Consider the following 16540-nt stretch of genomic DNA (forward strand, 5'->3'; position numbering starts at 1 on the left):
TCCTGTCTGGTCAGGACGGTGTGAGCAACGCGGGCAATGCGAGCTGGGCAAACGGGAGACAGGCGTCCACGTCGTCCTCGCCGTACCAGCACGCCTTGTGCAGCAGGTTGAGCGAGCCGAGCGTGCGCCCGCGCCAGCGCACGGGCATGTTGAGCACGCTCGCGCAGCCGAGCGAAGCAATCAGCTCATGGTCGGAGAACACGGTGCGCAGATCGTCCTGGGTGCGGCCGATATAGGCCTCGCCGCGGTCGAGCACCGCCTCAGTCCACGGCCCCGGCGCGAGGCGCTTGCGTCCGCCCGTGGGGTATGGGCCCGGCAGATTGGAATAAACCCGCGCCGCTTCCCCGGTGTCGTCGTCATAGGTCAGGATCGTGAACAGCTTGTGCCCGATCGCCGACTTCAGGGCTCCGTCCAACGCCGCGAACAGTGCATCCGGCTGATCCGCCCTGCCCTGCGCAGCCGCGACAGTGCAGAGCAGCGGATCGGCACGGCGTTTGGTCCGCGTCATGCGACTTCACCCGTCGCAATGTCTTCCAGCGAACGGCCGCGCGTCGGCACGCCCATCAGCACGACCGTGACGGCACCGATCAGCAGCACGATGGTGGTGATGCCGAACACGCCGGCGAAACCGAAATTGGGATAGAGATAGCCGACCAGAATCGGCGAGATGATCGCGCCGATGCGGCCGATCGCGGAGGCAAGCCCGGCGCCCGTGGTCCTGACCGGCGTCGGGAACACCTCGGCCGTATAGGCATAGACGCCGGCATAGGTTCCGTTCATGAAGAAGGACAGGAAGATGCCGGCGAGCATGATCTGCTGCTCGCTCTGCGCGAAGGCGAGCCCGAGCGCGCTGGCGCCGCCAAGCAGCATGTAAGACGCGATCGTCGCCTGTCGGCCGATCCGCTCGTTGAACCAGGCGGCGCTGAAATAGCCGGGCACCTGCGCGCAATAGATCGCCAGCGAGTAGGAGAAGCTCTTGGTGATGCTCATGCCGTTCTGGACCAGGAGGCCCGGAATCCAGACGAAGAATGAGTAATAGCTGAAAGTGATCGCGAGCCACATGATCCAGGTCATGATGGTGATGCGCGCCTGGCGACCTGCGAGCAGAGCTGCGAAATTGGCGAGCAGCGTCCCCGTCGTTGTCGCGGGTGCGGCGGCTTCGACCACCGGCTGCGGCAGGACGTAGCCCTCGCGCACGAAACTAGCCTCGATCCTGTCGAGGACAGCTTCGGCTTCCTTCTCCCAGCCCTGGCTTTCGAGCCAGCGCGGCGATTCCGGCAGCGCCCGGCGCCACCACAAGAGCATGACGACCGGCAGGGCCGTAATGACAAGCACGATGCGCCAGCCATTGTCGTAGGACGGAACGATGAAGTAGCCGAGCAAGGCTGCCGCCACGAAGCCGAAGGAGAAGAAGCCGGCCAGCGAGCCGGTAAAGCTGCCGCGAAAGCGCCGCGCCACGAACTCGGCGAGGTAAGGCGCGATGATCGCGCTCTCCGCACCGGTGCCCATGCCCGCAACGATGCGGGCGGCGAAGAAGGACGGCCAGCTATCCACCGCCGCACTGACGAGCGATGCGGCACAGTAGAGCGCCAACGCCGACATCATCACGGCGCGGCGGCCGATCAGGTCGCCCAGCGTGCCGGCACAGAGGGCACCGAACAGGAAGCCGATATAGGTGCTGCTGCCGAGCACGCCGATCTCGACGCTCGACAGATTCCAGGCCGTGCGCAGCACCGGCAGGATGAAGGCCAGCACGGCTGCGTCCATCGCGTCGAACATGTAGCCGAGCCCGCCCATCAGCAGGAGATGCGTGTGGAAGCGCGCGAACGGAAGGCGCTCGATGCGTGCCGATATCATTGACATGAAAGTCCCCCTCTGTCGGGCGGCCCGGCGCTCCGCCTATCCCGTGGGAGAAATCATAGACAAAGAGATATTATCGTCATAATTTATAATCATGATCTCATATATCACCATTGTGAATGTATTCCCGTGTCGTTTCGCGCGCTCGACCTCAACCTCCTGAAAGTCTTCGAGGCCTTGATGACCGAGGGCAGCGTCACGCGCGCCGCGAACGCGCTGACGATGACGCAGCCGGCGGTGAGCAATGCGCTTGCGCGCCTGCGCGATGCACTTGGCGATCCCCTGTTCGTGAGGTCAGGCACTGGCATCCGTCCCACCCAGCGCGCGGTGGTGCTGTGGGAGCCGATCGGCGAAGCCCTGGAAAGCGTGCGCGGCGCGCTCGACGAGCAGGTGTTCGATCCGCGCCGCGCGCAGACCGAGTTCACCCTGTCGATGTCGGACTACGTCGCGTCCCTCGTCATGCCGAACCTCTTGAACCATCTCGGCGAGGTCGCGCCCAAGGCGCGCGTCCACACCGTCCCCAACACCGTCCTGGAGATCGCCGATCAACTCGAGGACAACCGGGTCGATTGCGTGCTGAGCGTCTACGTCAACGAAGCGCAGCAGCCGGCCGCCATTCGCTCGCGCTCGCTGTGGACCGTCGACTACGCCTGCTTCATGCGGCGCGGTCATCCGCTTGCGGCCATGAAGCGGCTGAGCACCCGCACTTTCCTGAACGCGGGGCATGTCGATGTGAGTTTGGCCGGCAAGACCCTGCCGTCCTACGATTTCTTCCTCGCCTCGCGTGGCCTGTCGCGCAACCTGGTTGCGACCGTCAATCACTACAGCGCCGCCTACGAGATCGTGCGCCAATCCAACCTGATCGCCGTGCTGCCGAGCGATCTGCGCTCACAGTCGCGGCACGCGCCGTTCCTGCACGCCGTACCGCTTCCGCTCCAGGCGCCGCCGCGCATCGTCAGCCTGTTCTGGCACCAGCGCAACGACACCGTGCCCGCGCAGCGCTGGCTGCGCGAGACCCTGGTCGGGATGTTCGCGAAGTCGGAGTGAGGCAAAGCCTCGGCGGCCGTTCGGATGCAAGAATGGAAACCGAGCTTTTCCCAAAGGCAGCTTGTGAAGCGTGGACCACCGTCTAAATCAGCGATGCCTTCCCCAGAGACCTGATCAATGACCGCACCGCTCGAATTCGGACTGGATACCTTTGGCGACGTCACCAAGGACGCCTCCGGCACGCCGCTGCCGCATGCGCAGGTGATCCGCAACGTCGTCGAGGAAGCGGTGCTGGCGGATGAGCTCGGCATCGACTTCATCGGCCTTGGCGAGCATCATCGGGCTGATTTTGCGATTTCCTCGCCGGAAATCGTGCTCGCCGCGATCGCGGCCCGCACCAAACGCATCCATCTCGGCTCTGCCGTGACGGTGCTCTCCTCGGACGACCCCATCCGTGTGTTTCAGCGGTTTGCGACGCTGGATGCGCTCTCGAACGGACGCGCCGAGGTGATCCTGGGGCGCGGCTCGTTCACGGAATCTTTCCCGCTGTTCGGCTTCGACCTGCGCCGTTACGAGGAACTGTTCGAGGAAAAACTCGACCTGTTCGCCGCACTTCTGTCCCAGAAGCCGGTGACCTGGGATGGCAAGCTGCGTCCGCCGCTGAAGAACCAGCTCGTCTATCCGCCGGTCGAGCACGGCCAGCTCAAGACCTGGATCGGCGTCGGCGGCAGCCCGGAATCGGTGGTGCGCGCCGCGCATTACGATCTGCCCTTGATGCTCGCTATCATCGGCGGCGATCCCAAGCGCTTTGCACCCTATGTCGAGCTCTATCACCGCGCCTACAAGGAATTCGGCCGCGCGGTGAAGCCGATCGGCGTGCACTCGCCCGGCTATGTCGCCGAGACCGACGCGCTGGCGCGCGAGGAGCTCTGGGCCGACTACAAGACCATGCGCGACCGCATCGGCAAGGAGCGCGGCTGGCCGCCGATGGGCCGCGACGAGTTCGTGCAGGAGGCCGATCACGGCTCGCTCTATGTCGGCTCGCCCGAGACGGTCGCGCGCAAGATCGCCGCGACCGCGAAGGCGCTCGGCATCTCGCGCTTCCAGCTCAAATACTCCGCCGGGCCCCTGCCCCATGAGAAGCTGATGCGCAGCATCGAACTCTATGGCAGCAAGGTGATCCCGATGGTCAAGGAGATGATGGGCTGAGGTTTAGTCTCAGCCCTTGAGCGCGGTGACAACGACCTCGATCAGGGCGCTGCCACCGAGATCGGCGACGCCGACGGTCGCGCGCGCCGGCAGATTGTCGCCGAAGAACTCGGTCCAGACCGCGTCCATCTCCTTCTTCTTCGACAGGTCGGTCACGAAGATCGAGGCGCTGACGATGCGCGAGGCATCGCTGCCCGCTTCCTTCAGATAGCCGGCGATCTTGCCGAGGATGTTGCGGGTTTGCTCGCCCATCGACACGCTGGTGTCGTCTGCGATCGTGCCGCCGACGAAGACGAAGCCATTGGCCTCGACGGTGCGGTGCATGATCGGCGTGCGGATGCTGCGGATGATGGTCATGAAGTCCTCTTCTTGTGTTGCTTAGGAGTTGGATGGACGAAAGCGGTCGATGCTGAGATCGCCGATCCGGGTCTGGGTGCCGCCGTTCACGATCAACTCCGCCATGACGGCGCCGGCGCCGGGGCCGAGCTGGAAGCCGTGCAGCGAGAAGCCGAACTGATGGTAGAGCCCGGCGTGGTGCGCGCTCGGGCCCAGCACGGGCAGATCGTCCTTTGTCTTCGCCTCGATGCCGGCCCAGGCGCGCATGATGGTGGCATCGCGCATCACCGGAAACAGCTCGAACACGGTACGGGCGCTGATGGCGAGGCTCGGCCAGTCCAGCACCGTCTCGTTGCGGTCCTGGTCCGGCGTCGCCAGATGGCCGCCGCCGATCAACACGGTGCCGTTCTTGAACTGCTTGAAGGACAGCTTGCGGCCACGCAGGATCACCACGGGGTCGATGAAATGCGGCACGCGCGAGGTGATCATCAGCATCGGCGCCACGGTCTCGACCGGCACCGGCTCGCCGAGCGCGGCGGCGATGCGCCCTGCCCAGGCGCCGGCGGCGTTGACCAGCACGGGTGCGGCATAGGTCTCACTGCCGACATCGACGCGCCAGAGCCCATCCTCGCGGCGGACATTGCTTGCGGCCACGCCCTCGCGCACGGTGGCGCCGAGCTGCTCCGCCTTGCGTCGGAACGCCGTCGTCGTCTGCGCCGGATTGGCCGCGCCGTCACGGCGCGAGACCACGCCGCCGGGACAGGTGTCGGCGACCGCGGGCACCAGCCGCCGCAGCTCGGTTCCGTCGATCAGCTCCTCATGGGTGAAGCCGAGCGCGTTCAGCTCGGCGACGCGCGCGCGGCATGCCGCAAGCTCGGTCTCGTTCTCCGCGACCAGAACCTGGCCGTGACTCTCAAAGCTGCAATCATCGTCGAGCAGCTCGTTTATCCGCTCCCAGATTCCCATCGAGCGGATCGAGAGCGGGATTTCGGCGACGTGCCGCGCGAGCTGGCGCACGCCGCCGGCATTGACGCCGGAGGCGTGGCGGCCAGCGTAGTCCTTCTCGATCAGCACAGGCTTCATGCCAGCGAGCGTCAGGTGCAGCGCCGTCGAGCATCCGTGGATGCCACCACCCACGATGATGGCATCCGCAAGCTTGGTCATCCCCGCACCACCGCCTTGACGTCGTCATCCGTCTTCGGCATCGCCGCGAGCTCGGCAAGCGTGATCGGCTTCACCGGCGCGCGCAGCCGGTAATAGCCGATCTCCTGCGGGGTCTTGCCGCGCGCCTCCGCCATCAGCTCGGTGACGGTGAGGCCGCACAGACGACCCTGGCACGGGCCCATGCCGGTGCGGCGATAGGCCTTGAGCTGGTTCGGCCCCGTCGCGCCGATCGCAACGGCATCGACGATGTCCCTGGCCGTCACCTCCTCGCAGCGGCAGACGATGGTGTCGCCTGCGGGAATGCGAAACTGGCGCGCAGGGCGGAACAGCGTATCGAGGAAGGCTCGGCCGCGCTCCGCCTTGGCGAGATCGGCATGCAGCGCCGCCATCGGCGAGAGCTTCGCGGCAGCCGCGGGCGCAAGCGCCTCGACCGCGCCTCGCGCCGCAATGCGGCCGCGAACCACCGCGGCGTTCGCGCCACTGATGCCGGCGCCGTCACCTGCGATAGCAATTCCTTCAACCGACGTGCCGCCATTGCCATCGAGTGCCGGCGACCAGCAGAGTTGCAGGTTATCCCAGCGATGCTCGACGCCCGCCGCCATCGCGAGATTGACGTTGGGCACGACGCCCTGGTGCAAGAGAAGAAGGTCGGCAGGGATCGTCTCGCGATGGTTGCCCGCGACATAGCTCACGCTGGCGAGCCGCCCCTCGCCGGCCGCAGCAAGCTCGGTGACGCCGGTCGTCACCTCCACCTTGGCCTTTACCTCGCGCATCATCGCAAGGCCCTTCGTAAAGTAAGCCGACGTCACGAAGGCGAAGGCATGAGGCAGTGCGGCAAGATAGTTTTTGCGTTCGGTCGTATCGAGAATGCGATCGATCCGGCCGCCGAGGCGCAGGATCTGCGCCGCGAGCAGCCACAGCAGAGGTCCCTGGCCGGAAATCACCGTGCGGCTGTCAGGCACCAGCGCCGATGATTTCAGCATGGTCTGCGCGGCGCCCGCGGTCATCACGCCCGGCAGCGTCCAGCCGGGAATCGGGAACGGCCGCTCCAGCGCGCCGGTCGCAAGGATCACGCGCCGCGCCTTGACGAACGCGGACGCCCCGCCGATGGAAATCCCGATCTCGAGATGACGATCGAGACTCCAGACGGTCGCGCGATGGATGATCTCGGCCTTGCTCGAGCGCACCTCGCCGACGAGCTCGGCGCCCGCCCAATAGTCGGCGCCGAGCTGGTCGCGCGCCGTCACGGGCGTCGATGCGATCGCGCGCCAGACCTGGCCGCCGGGGCCCGGGTTCTCGTCGAGCAGTAGCGTCGACAGGCCGGCTGCTGACGCGGTGGCCGTTGCGGCAAGACCCGCGGGCCCGGCCCCGATCACGACGACGTCGTAGGCGTCACGCTGAGGAGCCGCGTTCATCGACCGATCTCCCTCTTGCCTTTCTGGATTTCGATCTGCATGCCCGCAGCAACCGGCACCAGGCAGCCCTGGCGATTGCCGACACCATCGATGGTGACGAGGCAGTCGAAGCACACACCCATCATGCAATAGGGCAGCCGCGGCGCGCCGCTCACCGCGGTCTCGCGTCGCACGTCGCGCCCCGAGGCAAGCAGCGCAGCGGATACGGTGTCGCCTTCGCGCGCCTCGACGGTAACGCCATCGACGAAGATCTGCAACGATGGACGCCTGTCCTGGTCGGATCGTCTGAACATTGGATGCCTCTTGGCCCCTTCTCTGGTGTCGCTAGTAGCCGCTGTTGTTCGCTGCGCCCTCGCCGCCGAAGCGGCGCGCCGAGAACGCGCCGACCAGCTCCGGCTCGAGCGCGCCGGCAGTGACCATGCGCGCAATCTCGAAGGCGTGATTGGAGGCGAGCGTCACGCCGGAATGGCAGCAGGCGACGTAGGCGCCGGGATGCGTCTCCGACTGGTCATAGATCGGAAAGCCATCCTGCGGCATGACGCGGATGCCGGTCCAGCTCCTGACCACGTTGAGCCGCGCCAGATGCGGAAACATGCGCTGCGCGCGATCCGCCATCACGGCGCTGATCGAATGCTTCAGCGCGCGATCGTCGAGCTCGTCCTCCTTGCTGTCGCCGATCATCACCGTGCCCTCGTCGGTCTGGCGGATCGTGGTCAGCGGATGCGGCAGGAATGGCATGGTGCGTTCAGTCACCACGATCTGGCCACGGGTCGGCCCCATGGGCGCAAAGAGGCCGACCATCGGCGCGAGCGTCTGGTTGGCATTGCCTGCGGCAAGCACGATCTTGTGGGCACGGATTTCGCCCTGCGGCGTCGTCAGGCTGAATTCGCCGCCGCTCTTCGTGATCGCCGAGACCGGCCGCTCCGGGAAATAGTCGACGCCGAATGCCTTGAAGCCGGTATGAAACGCGCGAAAAGTGCGCAGCGAATTGACGTGGCCGTCGAACGGACAGAAGCTGCCGCCGGACACCTCCGGGCCGATCAGCGGCAGCATCCTCTTCACCTCGGAAGCCTTCAGCATTTCCATCCTGTAGTCGGCCGCGCCAACCTGGTTATGCATGCGCGTGACGAGCTGGGTGCGCTGCTCGTACTCGTCCTCGCCGAGCGTGAGGTGAAAGCCGCCGTTCTGCTGGAGGCAGACGTCAAGGCCGGTCTGGTCCTTCAGTTCGGCGGCGAGGCTTGGCCAGGCCTGCGATGCCCGCACCGTCCAGCCCGTGTAGGCCGGCATGCCGAGCCCCTTGCTCTGCACCCACACCAGCGCAAAGTTCGCGCGCGAGGCGCGCTTGGCGATGTCGCCCTCGTCGAGCACGGCGACGCTCTTGCCGAGCCGTCCGAGCCCCCAGGCAATGGCGGAGCCGAGCAGTCCGCCGCCGACGACGGCGACGTCATAGTCCCTGTGCATGCTTTCTCCTATCGCCCGGGATCGCTCTTGCCTGCGAGCACGCGGTCGAGCCCGTAGAAGCGGTCGAGCAGGATGAGGGCAGTCATGGTGATTGCGATGACGCTCGCCGAGACGGATGTCACGAGCGGGTCGATGTTGTCCTGGATATAGAGGAACATCCTGACGGGCAACGTTTCGGTGCCGGGTGCGGCCAGGAAGACGGTCATCGTCAAATCGTCGAAGGACTGGATGAAGGCGAGCGCCCAGCCGCTGATCACGCCGGGCATGATCAGCGGCAGGGTCACGCGACGAAACAGCGTGAAGCCGCCGGCACCGAGCGAGACCGCGGCCATCTCGACCGAGCGGTCCATGCCGGTCGCGACCGCCAACGTCAGGCGCAGCGCAAAGGGAAACACGACGATGACATGCGCGATCAGCAGCGCCGCAAAGGTGCCGCCGAGCCCGAGTGAGGTGAAAAAGCGCAGAAAGGCGATGCCGAGCACGACATGCGGGATCATCAGCGGCGACAGGAACAGCGCTGCCAGCGCATCGCGGCCTGGAAATCTGTAGCGCGCAATCGCGAGCGCCGCCGGCACGGCAAACAGCAATGCGACGAAGGAAGACACCATTCCGAGCCCGAGGCTGACCCAGAACGCGTGCACGAATTCCGGATAGCTCGCGATCGTCCTGAACCAGCGCAGCGAGAAGCCGTTGACCGGCAGCGAGAGAAAACCCTCGGGCGTGAAGGCAACGAGGCAAACCACCACGATCGGCGCCAGCATGAAGACGACGAAGAGCGTATGAAAGATCAGTGCGAGCGGGCCGTTCGTCCTCATCGGAACACCTCGGCATAGCGGCGCTCGATCAGCGCGTTGCTGCCGACGACGATCAGCACCAGCGCGAGCAGCAGCAGCACCGCGACGGCTGCACCCAGCGGCCAGTTCAGCGTGTTGAGAAACTCGTCATAGGCGAGCGTCGCCGCGACCTTGAGCCTGCGGCCGCCGATGATCGCCGGCGTCGCAAATGCGCTCGCCGACAGCGAGAACACGATGATCGCGCCCGAGAGCACTCCGGGTATGATCTGCGGCAGGATGATGCGGCGAATGATGGTGAAGGCGCCGGCGCCAAGCGACATCGCGGCATTCTCGATCTGGGGATCGACGCGCTGCAGCGCGGCCCAGACCGACAACACCATGAACGGCATCATCACATGCGCGAGCGCAACGACCATGCCGGTCTCGGTGAACATGAAGGGCAAGGGCGCGCGGATCAGGCCGAGCGACATGAGCAGCTTGTTGACGAGACCGTTGTTGCCGCCGAACAGCAGCGCCCAGCCGAGCGTGCGCGCCACCACCGAGATCAGGAGCGGACCTAAAATCAGGAGCAGGAAGATGCCCTTCCAGCGTCCGCTCATGCGGTTGAGGATGTAGGCCTCGGGCGCACCGAGCACAGCGGTAATCAAGGTCGCAAGGAGCGCTATTCGGAAGGTCCGCCAGAACATCTCGGCGTAGTAGGGATCGCTCGCGATCTCCTGCCAATTCTTGAGGATGAAGACCGGCTCGATGCCCTTGTACTGGCCCCAGTCGTGGAACGAGAGCATCACGGTCATGAGAAGCGGGATCACCAGCACGCCGACGAACAGCATCAGCGCGGGCAGCGTCAGCGCCCAGGGCGCACGCGTCTCGGAGGACGCGGCTTGCGTCGAGGCGTCGGTGGCGGCGGTCATGCGGCGCCTCCGCTCGTGCGCAGGCTCATGTCCTCCACGCGCCAGGCGAGACGGACCGCCTCGCCTTCAGTCGGCTGCGGCGTGCCGTCATTCTGCCGGATCACGATCGCCGGCCCGCATTCGGTCTCGCACTGGAACAACCAGTGATTGCCCTGGAAAATTCGCGTAATGATTTTCGCGGCAAGCCCAGCGTCGGCGAAGCTGATCCGCTCCGGGCGGAGGCTGATCGTCACCGCACCGCTCACGCCCGCCGGCGCGGGCGCGTGCCAGGAGCCCGCGACCAGCCGGGCCGGCTGAGCCGTCCGATCGATGGTCGCGGCGAAATCGTTGGTTTTGCCGAGGAACTGCGAGACGAAGGCGGAAGCCGGCCGCTCATAGGTCTGCTGCGGCGTGCCGATCTGCTCGATCTTGCCCTGGCTCATCACCACGATGCGGTCGGACAGCGACATCGCCTCGTTCTGGTCGTGGGTGACGAGGATCGTGGTGGTCCCGATGGTGCGCTGGATCTGGCGCAGCTCGATCTGCATGTCCTCGCGCAGCTTGGCATCGAGATTCGACAAGGGCTCGTCGAGCAGCAGGACGCTCGGCTGGATTACCAGCGCCCGCGCCAGCGCCACGCGCTGCTGCTGGCCGCCCGACATGCGCCGCGGATAACGCTCCTCAAAACCCGCAAGCCCGACCATCACGAGTGCCGCGCTCACGCGCTTGGCACGGTCTTCCCGCTTCACGCCGCGCATCTCCAGACCGAAGGCGACGTTTTCGGCAGCGGTCATGTGCGGAAACAGCGCGTAGCTCTGGAACACGATGCCGAGGCCGCGCTTTGCCGGATGCACCTTGGTCAGGTCGCGCCCATCGAGCCGGATCGCGCCGCGCGACGGCTCGAGGAATCCCGCGATCATCTGGAGCGTCGTGGTCTTGCCGCAGCCGGAGGGACCGAGGAACGAGATGAACTCGCCCCTCTCCACCGCGAGGCTGAAATCCTCGACGACGGTTTGCGAGCCGAACTGCTTGCCGACGCGATCGAGCTCGAGGAAGGCCATCGCTCTAGCGCTCGACTTCGCGGTTCCACCGCTTGGTCCACTCCTCGCGCTTCTCGTTGATGACGGTCCAGTCGGGGTTATAGAGTTTTGCCGCACGCTCGCCGATCGGCGCCATCTTGCCGAGCTCCGGCGGCACGACGAGCGATTTCAGCACCGGACCGTAGCCATAATCCTTCAGCATCACGAGCTGGATTTTTGGATCGAGCAGCATCTTGATGAAGCTCGCCGCGAGCGGCGAAGCAGTGGACTTGGCGATCGGACAGGCGGTGGTCAGAAGGGTCGCCGCGCCTTCCTTCGGATAGACGAAGTCGACGGGGAAGCCGGTGTTGGCAAAGCTCTGCACGCGCCCCGTGCCCCACACCGCGATGACGGCCTGGCCGGACTGGAACAGCTCGGTCATCTTGCCCGGCGACGGCTCATAGGCGAGCACGTTCGGATTGATGTCGTTCTTGAAGATCTTGAAACCCACATCGACATTGGCCTCGCCGCCGCCGTTCATCTTGGCGAGCATCACCAGCGCCTCCAGGCCGTAGGTGTTGTTGATCGGCGGGATCACGAGCTGCTTTGCGTATTTCGGATCCTTCAGATCGTTCCACGAGGTCGGCGGCGCCCAGCCCTTCTCCGTGAACACCTTGGTGTTGTACATCAACCCTGTCGCCACCAGACCGATCGCGACAGCACGATCGTCCTTGAAGCGCGCAGCGTCGTAGAGGTCGGCGGGCAAGCCGTCGAGCTTGCCGCAGAAGCCGAGCTGGATCGCCTGATACATCGGGCCGTCGTCGACGATCGCGACGTCGATCTGCTGATTGCCCTTCTGCGCCTGGAGTTTTGCCAGTGTATCGGTCGAGTTGCCGGCGACGTATTCGACCTTGACGCCGTTCTCCTTCTCGAAATTCGGGATCACCTCGTCGCGGATCGTCTTCTCGAACGAGCCGCCATAGCCGGCGACATAAAGCGTCTTCTGCTGTGCCGAGACGACCGACGGAGCCGCGGCGAGCGCCGCGATGCTGACCGCTGTCAGAAGGCTGAGAGTCTTCATAAGGACCAATCTCCAATACCGGGATGAGGTGACGTGTCGACGATCAGACGGCCGAAGCGCACCCGCGTTCCCCTCGGCGCAAATCCCGCTCCGACCAGGGCTCCGGCCCCTGCTCACGGGTTTTGATGCGATCGGCAGGCTTTTAGGCCCCGATCTGCCGAAAAAGCGGGCTGTCTCCAGCGCTGATGAAAAAGATCGCAGAGCTATACTTCCATCGTCCAATGAATAATGGCACCCTCTGCATGCCGAAATGTTATGAAGAGCATACGGAATGGCGCGGATCAATTCGCGGCAGGTGGAAGCCTTCCGCGCGATGATGCTGACCGGCAGCGTGACCGAGGCCGCGAAGTTGATGGTCGTGACGCAGCCGGCGGTCAGCCGGCTACTCCGCGACTTCCAGGCGCTCTTGAAGATGGAGTTGTTCGAGCGGCGTGGCACCGGGCTCGTGCCGACCGCAGCCGCAACGGCGCTCTATACCGAAGTGGAGCGGTCCTTCGTCGGCCTCGAACGTATCACTGCCGCCGCCGAGGAAATCCGCGGCCGCCGCACCGGCTCATTGCGGATCGCCGCGTTGCCGGCGCTCGCGAACGGTTACCTGCCGCGGCTCGCCGGGCATTTCCTGAAAGAGCGGCCCAACCTCAACCTCGCCTTCTTCGGCGTGATCTCGCCGATCGTGGTCGACTGGGTGCTGAACAATCAGTGCGACATCGGTTTTGCCGAGGTGCCGATTGCCCATTCCGGCCTGCCAAGTCTGCGGCTGCCGCCGCTGGCGCGCGTCGCGGTGCTGCCGGCCGGGCATCGTCTCGCAGAAAAGGAAGTGCTGGAGCCGCGCGATTTCGAGGGCGAGACGTTCATATCGCTCTCGGCGGGATCTGCGAGCCGGCATCTCGTCGACCAGGTCTTCCACCGCAACGACGTCCGCCGCGTGCTGCGCGTCGAGACCACGCTGTCGGAGATCATGTGCGGAATGGTATCGTCGGGACTCGGGGTTGCGATCTGCGACCCCTTCACGGCGCAGGAGTTCTCGACCCGCGGCGTCATCGTGCGCCGCTTCCTGCCACGCATCGACTTCGAATTCTCCGCCGTCTTTCCCGCCCAGCGCAGCCCCTCGCCGGTGGCGCTCGATCTGGTCGAGGTCCTGCGGCGCGCGCTGGAGGAGATGGAGGGATGAGTGAGCGCGAGATGGCTTGGCCTGGCCGAAGCTCGCGGACACAACGCCCGCCTTCGCCCTGCGAAAAAGCTTCGCCTCGCGCGCTGGGGCCGTTCCCTCTCTACTGCCACTCCATTGAATGCCCGAAGGGACAACCGATTGGCTGAGGCGGACGCGGTGTTCCCAGCCACAGCCGCATTACCTGGGAAAAACCGGCAAAAGGCATTTGAAAGCCAAAAATGCCATCTAATCTCTGCATGATGAGTCGGGGGTTAGCTGTGGGCGTTTATTTGTTATCCCTCGCCGCCTGCCTGGTCGCTATGCTTCTCTTTTTGGCATTCTGCCGATAAGGCCGACAGCGGACACATTTGTTGCCACTAGTCCTCAACCGAACGCGGAAACGACGGTTCCTTGAGGATGTTTTTGACTGTGCAGGAATGAGCGCGTTCACTCCCGTGAGGAGGTGGATGTTTTGCTCGCCTGGATCTTCGCTCTTGTCGTTGCCTTAAGCGTGGCGGTTCTCGTTGCCCACGTGATTGACGCGATGCGTACTTGATTGCGCGATTGCAGTCAGTGCAGGTATTTGAGTGCGCTCCATGGCCGCTATCATCTGTCAGCTGGTCTAATGGGTCGTCCGCGATCTCGATGGGGTTAGGTTCGGAGCACCGCCCTTAGCCTTCGGTACGCAATGGTTCGGCTTGCATGCCTCGGTGGCTTGTGCACTCGGCCCGAGATAGATCCTCGTTAGCCGGGGCTGGAAGTCGCAATTCATCGACAGTCAATTTTCCCGGATGGCCGCAGGAAGGGGTAGGCCTGCGGCCTTTTCAACTGCATTCATGAAAGCGGGGAATGGTGACAACAGTCATAAGGAATTTGCTTTCACGGAAGCAGGCGCTTGTCGATCAGCTTGGGAAGACTAGCGCCGTTGACGAGCGAGAAAAAATCGAAGGTCAGCTTGAGCAGATCAATACCGCCTTGCATTTTCTCGACAAGCCCGAACCGAAGAGCGGAGAATGACCGTCTGAACGGCGCGAAGTTGCTCGACCTCATCGGCCCGCCCGCGTGAACCGGCGGGCCTTCGCAACTCCCGACACTGTCACAAGACCGTGGCATGACCGTTGCATATTAAACCCAACTGGGATTTCAGTGCCCAGTTGGAGATTAGATCGCTGCGGGGACCCGTGGCATTTCGAGCCCGGCAGCCTGATTTCTTGTTGCTCCATGGCGCACGCACACATGCGCAAGGTAAGAACAAAAGGGCAAGAACATGAGCGATAACCTACCGTCTGCGCCGAGATTTATGGTGCGGCAGGCCTCTCAGGGCTGGATGGTCTACGATCGACAACGTAAAGGGCCCGCATTAGTCGGGGCTAATCTAGCTCCAGCGGTCAATCTGACGAAAGACCAGGCCGAGCGCGTCCAGCGGTCGCTAGCCGCCGGCCTTGGGCCGCAAGCCATCATCGTGTCAAATAGATCCGATCGCCTCTTCGTTAGTCGTTAGCGCTATGTGTGCCCGCTCCAGTTTTAGTCTCTAGACCGCCGTTAATGCGCCGCCAAAGCTCCCACGGGGTGCCAGCCGACACCGTTTGGGCCTTCCGTTTTGCCGTAGCGTCGTTGGCGCATTCAAACTCTACCGCACCGACCAGGTTGCCGCGTTCATCCAGAATGTGGAGACGGTAATGGGTCATTGCACATCCGTGCTTAGGCCCGACATTTTCTATCCCCCCTGCTAAGCGAGCTTTGCAAGCCCCATGCATTCCAATCGGACACTCGCACTAAAGAAAGCCCGCCATTGGCGACGGGCTCAAGGCTAAGGGAGAGTAAGACGCCATGAAGGCGCACCCAAAGCGTACGGCGATTCCCAATGATGCGCTGTGTCGCAATTCACACTGTGGACAAGAAAGCATCCCTGGCGCTGAAGAATAAGCAAGGCTGGGGACGGCCTTTTGGAGAACCGATAGAGGCGGACTGCCGCAAGCTGGTCGCGCGGCGGATGCCGGCGCCGCGACGGCGCTGGGGGCGATGGAGGGGCGAGCTTCGTTGCGCAGCCTCTTGACGAGTACAGATCAGTCTCAAGTTGCGGCCGCCGCCTGGTACAGGCGGTCGCGCAACCAGGCGTGACCTGCGTCCTCCTGGTTGCGCGGATGCCATAGCGCGACGATGCTTGCGGGTGGCAAATCAAGCGGCGGTGGCATGAGGTCGAGTTCGTGGGCGAAACGCATCAGGAACCGCCGTGGCAGCGTGCAGATGCAATCGCTGTTCGCGAGGATCACGGGAGCGAGCGCATAGGTTTGAATCGAGACAGCGACACGCCTGGAGCGGCCGCGCGCGGCAAGCGCCTCGTCGACGAGGCCTGAGAACCCGCCGCCGTCCGCGGAGATCAGCAGATGGTCGAGCGCGCAAAACGCGTCGAGATCAAGCGTGCCGGTGCCGCGCGGATGGTCTTTGCGCTGCGCAGTCAGGAAGCTGTCCTCGAAGAGCGGACGCTGCATCAGCTCGCCGCTCGTCCGGCCGGGCCCCGTTACGAGGATGTCAATCTCGCCACGTTCGAGACGATCGACGATGTCGGGCGTGGGGTGGACAAGGGCGAGCCGCGTGCGAGGAGCCACCGCCGTTAATCGTGCAACAAAACCCGGCGCGAGCGTCACCGCCGGATTCTCGTGAATGGCAACGACGAAGGTGCGCTGGGCTCGCGCCGGGTCGAAGACAGCTGGTCCCTCCACCATGCGGCGCAGCTTGCCGAGCACCTCTGCAAGCTCCGTCTGCAACTCGCTCGCTCTCGTCGTCGGTACCACGCCGCGGCCCGCTGCCGCAGGCGCGAAGAGCGGATCAGCGAAGATCTGTCGCAGCCGGTTCAGCCGGGCCGACAGCGCCGGCTGGCCGATGTTCAGCCGCGACGCCGCGCGGGTGACGTTGCGCTCGCGCAAGAGGGCCTCCAGGGCGAGCAGAAGACCGACATCGATCTCGGCCAGATCGGTATCGTCGCCAGGCCGTCCTCGACCGTTTTCCATATCCAGCATCGCGCCAGCTCCGTTCAAGGCAGAAGATCCTGACCGGACGAGCCGCCAAGGTAAGGCCTTGACGAGGGTCTGAAAAGGCGCGTTCCGCGGAAAGGCGCTCCATCAACGGCATCGATGAGACCTATCAGGCCCACGGCCCTCCCGGCGATATGGC

The 16540-nt window shown here is 64.5% G+C and carries 16 protein-coding genes; 4 read left to right on the plus strand and 12 right to left on the minus strand.

Annotated elements, in window-relative coordinates:
- Positions 1-10 precede the first annotated feature (10 nt).
- Positions 11-508 (minus strand): GAF domain-containing protein, encoded by a 498-nt coding sequence (locus YUU_RS0129350; protein WP_027525591.1) that lies wholly within the window; start codon positions 506-508, stop codon positions 11-13.
- Positions 505-1863, minus strand: coding sequence for an MFS transporter (locus YUU_RS0129355; RefSeq protein WP_027525592.1), 1359 nt, complete (start codon positions 1861-1863; stop codon positions 505-507). Before YUU_RS0129355 ends, YUU_RS0129350 begins: the two co-directional genes overlap by 4 nt.
- Positions 1864-1983: 120 nt before the next feature.
- On the opposite strand from YUU_RS0129355, the gene YUU_RS0129360 reads away from it, so the two are divergent.
- Together YUU_RS0129360 and YUU_RS0129365 are read left to right on the plus strand one after the other, a co-directional pair.
- Positions 1984-2907: a LysR family transcriptional regulator gene (locus YUU_RS0129360; protein WP_027525593.1), complete on the plus strand. Its 924-nt coding sequence runs from the start codon at positions 1984-1986 to the stop codon at positions 2905-2907.
- A 117-nt stretch (positions 2908-3024) separates the two neighbouring features.
- Positions 3025-4056 (plus strand): LLM class flavin-dependent oxidoreductase, encoded by a 1032-nt coding sequence (locus YUU_RS0129365; protein WP_027525594.1) that lies wholly within the window; start codon positions 3025-3027, stop codon positions 4054-4056.
- 9 nt (positions 4057-4065) lie between these two features.
- On the opposite strand, the gene YUU_RS0129370 is transcribed toward YUU_RS0129365, so the two are convergent.
- Genes YUU_RS0129370 through YUU_RS0129410 form a run of 9 tightly spaced genes read right to left on the minus strand, consistent with a single transcriptional unit; the run spans position 4066 to position 12216 of the window.
- A complete protein-coding gene (locus YUU_RS0129370) occupies positions 4066-4413 on the minus strand; it encodes a RidA family protein (RefSeq protein ID WP_027525595.1) in 348 nt (115 codons plus the stop codon).
- A gap of 21 nt (positions 4414-4434) precedes the next feature.
- Positions 4435-5556, minus strand: coding sequence for an FAD-binding oxidoreductase (locus tag YUU_RS0129375; RefSeq protein ID WP_027525596.1), 1122 nt, complete (start codon positions 5554-5556; stop codon positions 4435-4437).
- A complete protein-coding gene (locus YUU_RS0129380) occupies positions 5553-6971 on the minus strand; it encodes an NAD(P)/FAD-dependent oxidoreductase (RefSeq protein WP_027525597.1) in 1419 nt (472 codons plus the stop codon). The genes YUU_RS0129375 and YUU_RS0129380 overlap by 4 nt, the downstream gene beginning before the upstream one ends.
- Positions 6968-7264, minus strand: a complete 297-nt coding sequence (locus YUU_RS0129385) for a (2Fe-2S)-binding protein (RefSeq protein WP_027525598.1) — start codon at positions 7262-7264, stop codon at positions 6968-6970. Before YUU_RS0129385 ends, YUU_RS0129380 begins: the two co-directional genes overlap by 4 nt.
- A gap of 31 nt (positions 7265-7295) precedes the next feature.
- Complete coding sequence (locus YUU_RS0129390) at positions 7296-8432, minus strand: FAD-binding oxidoreductase (RefSeq protein WP_027525599.1); 1137 nt, start codon at positions 8430-8432, stop codon at positions 7296-7298.
- Between the two features lie 8 nt (positions 8433-8440).
- The gene (locus YUU_RS0129395) at positions 8441-9247 is read right to left on the minus strand and encodes an ABC transporter permease (protein ID WP_027525600.1); all 807 of its coding nucleotides are present in this window, start codon (positions 9245-9247) and stop codon (positions 8441-8443) included.
- Positions 9244-10137 carry an ABC transporter permease gene (locus YUU_RS0129400; protein ID WP_027525601.1) on the minus strand — a complete coding sequence of 298 codons (894 nt, stop codon included), beginning with the start codon at positions 10135-10137 and terminating at the stop codon, positions 9244-9246. The genes YUU_RS0129395 and YUU_RS0129400 overlap by 4 nt, the downstream gene beginning before the upstream one ends.
- A complete protein-coding gene (locus tag YUU_RS0129405; RefSeq protein WP_027525602.1) occupies positions 10134-11177 on the minus strand; it encodes an ABC transporter ATP-binding protein in 1044 nt (347 codons plus the stop codon). The genes YUU_RS0129400 and YUU_RS0129405 overlap by 4 nt, the downstream gene beginning before the upstream one ends.
- A gap of 4 nt (positions 11178-11181) precedes the next feature.
- Positions 11182-12216, minus strand: a complete 1035-nt coding sequence (locus tag YUU_RS0129410) for an ABC transporter substrate-binding protein (RefSeq protein ID WP_027525603.1) — start codon at positions 12214-12216, stop codon at positions 11182-11184.
- A gap of 271 nt (positions 12217-12487) precedes the next feature.
- On the opposite strand from YUU_RS0129410, the gene YUU_RS0129415 reads away from it, so the two are divergent.
- Positions 12488-13387, plus strand: a complete 900-nt coding sequence (locus YUU_RS0129415; protein ID WP_027525604.1) for a LysR substrate-binding domain-containing protein — start codon at positions 12488-12490, stop codon at positions 13385-13387.
- Positions 13388-14215: 828 nt separating this feature from the next.
- A complete protein-coding gene (locus YUU_RS58975) occupies positions 14216-14383 on the plus strand; it encodes a hypothetical protein (RefSeq protein ID WP_156944568.1) in 168 nt (55 codons plus the stop codon).
- A 1055-nt stretch (positions 14384-15438) separates the two neighbouring features.
- On the opposite strand, the gene YUU_RS0129425 is transcribed toward YUU_RS58975, so the two are convergent.
- Positions 15439-16386, minus strand: coding sequence for a LysR family transcriptional regulator (locus tag YUU_RS0129425; RefSeq protein ID WP_035663640.1), 948 nt, complete (start codon positions 16384-16386; stop codon positions 15439-15441).
- Between the last annotated feature and the right edge of the window lie 154 nt (positions 16387-16540).

It is taken from the genome of Bradyrhizobium sp. Ec3.3, from assembly GCF_000472925.1.
Taxonomy (GTDB): Bacteria; Pseudomonadota; Alphaproteobacteria; order Rhizobiales; family Xanthobacteraceae; genus Bradyrhizobium.

Bases quoted from the DNA above. Each gene is read 5' to 3' on its own strand.
- YUU_RS0129350 (WP_027525591.1), bottom strand. From the start codon at position 508: ATGACGCGGACCAAACGCCGTGCCGATCCGCTGCTCTGCACTGTCGCG.
- YUU_RS0129355 (WP_027525592.1), bottom strand. From the start codon at position 1,863: ATGTCAATGATATCGGCACGCATCGAGCGCCTTCCGTTCGCGCGCTTC.
- YUU_RS0129365 (WP_027525594.1), top strand. From the start codon at position 3,025: ATGACCGCACCGCTCGAATTCGGACTGGATACCTTTGGCGACGTCACC.
- YUU_RS0129370 (WP_027525595.1), bottom strand. From the start codon at position 4,413: ATGACCATCATCCGCAGCATCCGCACGCCGATCATGCACCGCACCGTC.
- YUU_RS0129375 (WP_027525596.1), bottom strand. From the start codon at position 5,556: ATGACCAAGCTTGCGGATGCCATCATCGTGGGTGGTGGCATCCACGGA.
- YUU_RS0129380 (WP_027525597.1), bottom strand. From the start codon at position 6,971: ATGAACGCGGCTCCTCAGCGTGACGCCTACGACGTCGTCGTGATCGGG.
- YUU_RS0129385 (WP_027525598.1), bottom strand. From the start codon at position 7,264: ATGTTCAGACGATCCGACCAGGACAGGCGTCCATCGTTGCAGATCTTC.
- YUU_RS0129390 (WP_027525599.1), bottom strand. From the start codon at position 8,432: ATGCACAGGGACTATGACGTCGCCGTCGTCGGCGGCGGACTGCTCGGC.
- YUU_RS0129395 (WP_027525600.1), bottom strand. From the start codon at position 9,247: ATGAGGACGAACGGCCCGCTCGCACTGATCTTTCATACGCTCTTCGTC.
- YUU_RS0129400 (WP_027525601.1), bottom strand. From the start codon at position 10,137: ATGACCGCCGCCACCGACGCCTCGACGCAAGCCGCGTCCTCCGAGACG.
- YUU_RS0129405 (WP_027525602.1), bottom strand. From the start codon at position 11,177: ATGGCCTTCCTCGAGCTCGATCGCGTCGGCAAGCAGTTCGGCTCGCAA.
- YUU_RS0129410 (WP_027525603.1), bottom strand. From the start codon at position 12,216: ATGAAGACTCTCAGCCTTCTGACAGCGGTCAGCATCGCGGCGCTCGCC.
- YUU_RS0129415 (WP_027525604.1), top strand. From the start codon at position 12,488: ATGGCGCGGATCAATTCGCGGCAGGTGGAAGCCTTCCGCGCGATGATG.
- YUU_RS58975 (WP_156944568.1), top strand. From the start codon at position 14,216: ATGGTGACAACAGTCATAAGGAATTTGCTTTCACGGAAGCAGGCGCTT.
- YUU_RS0129425 (WP_035663640.1), bottom strand. From the start codon at position 16,386: ATGCTGGATATGGAAAACGGTCGAGGACGGCCTGGCGACGATACCGAT.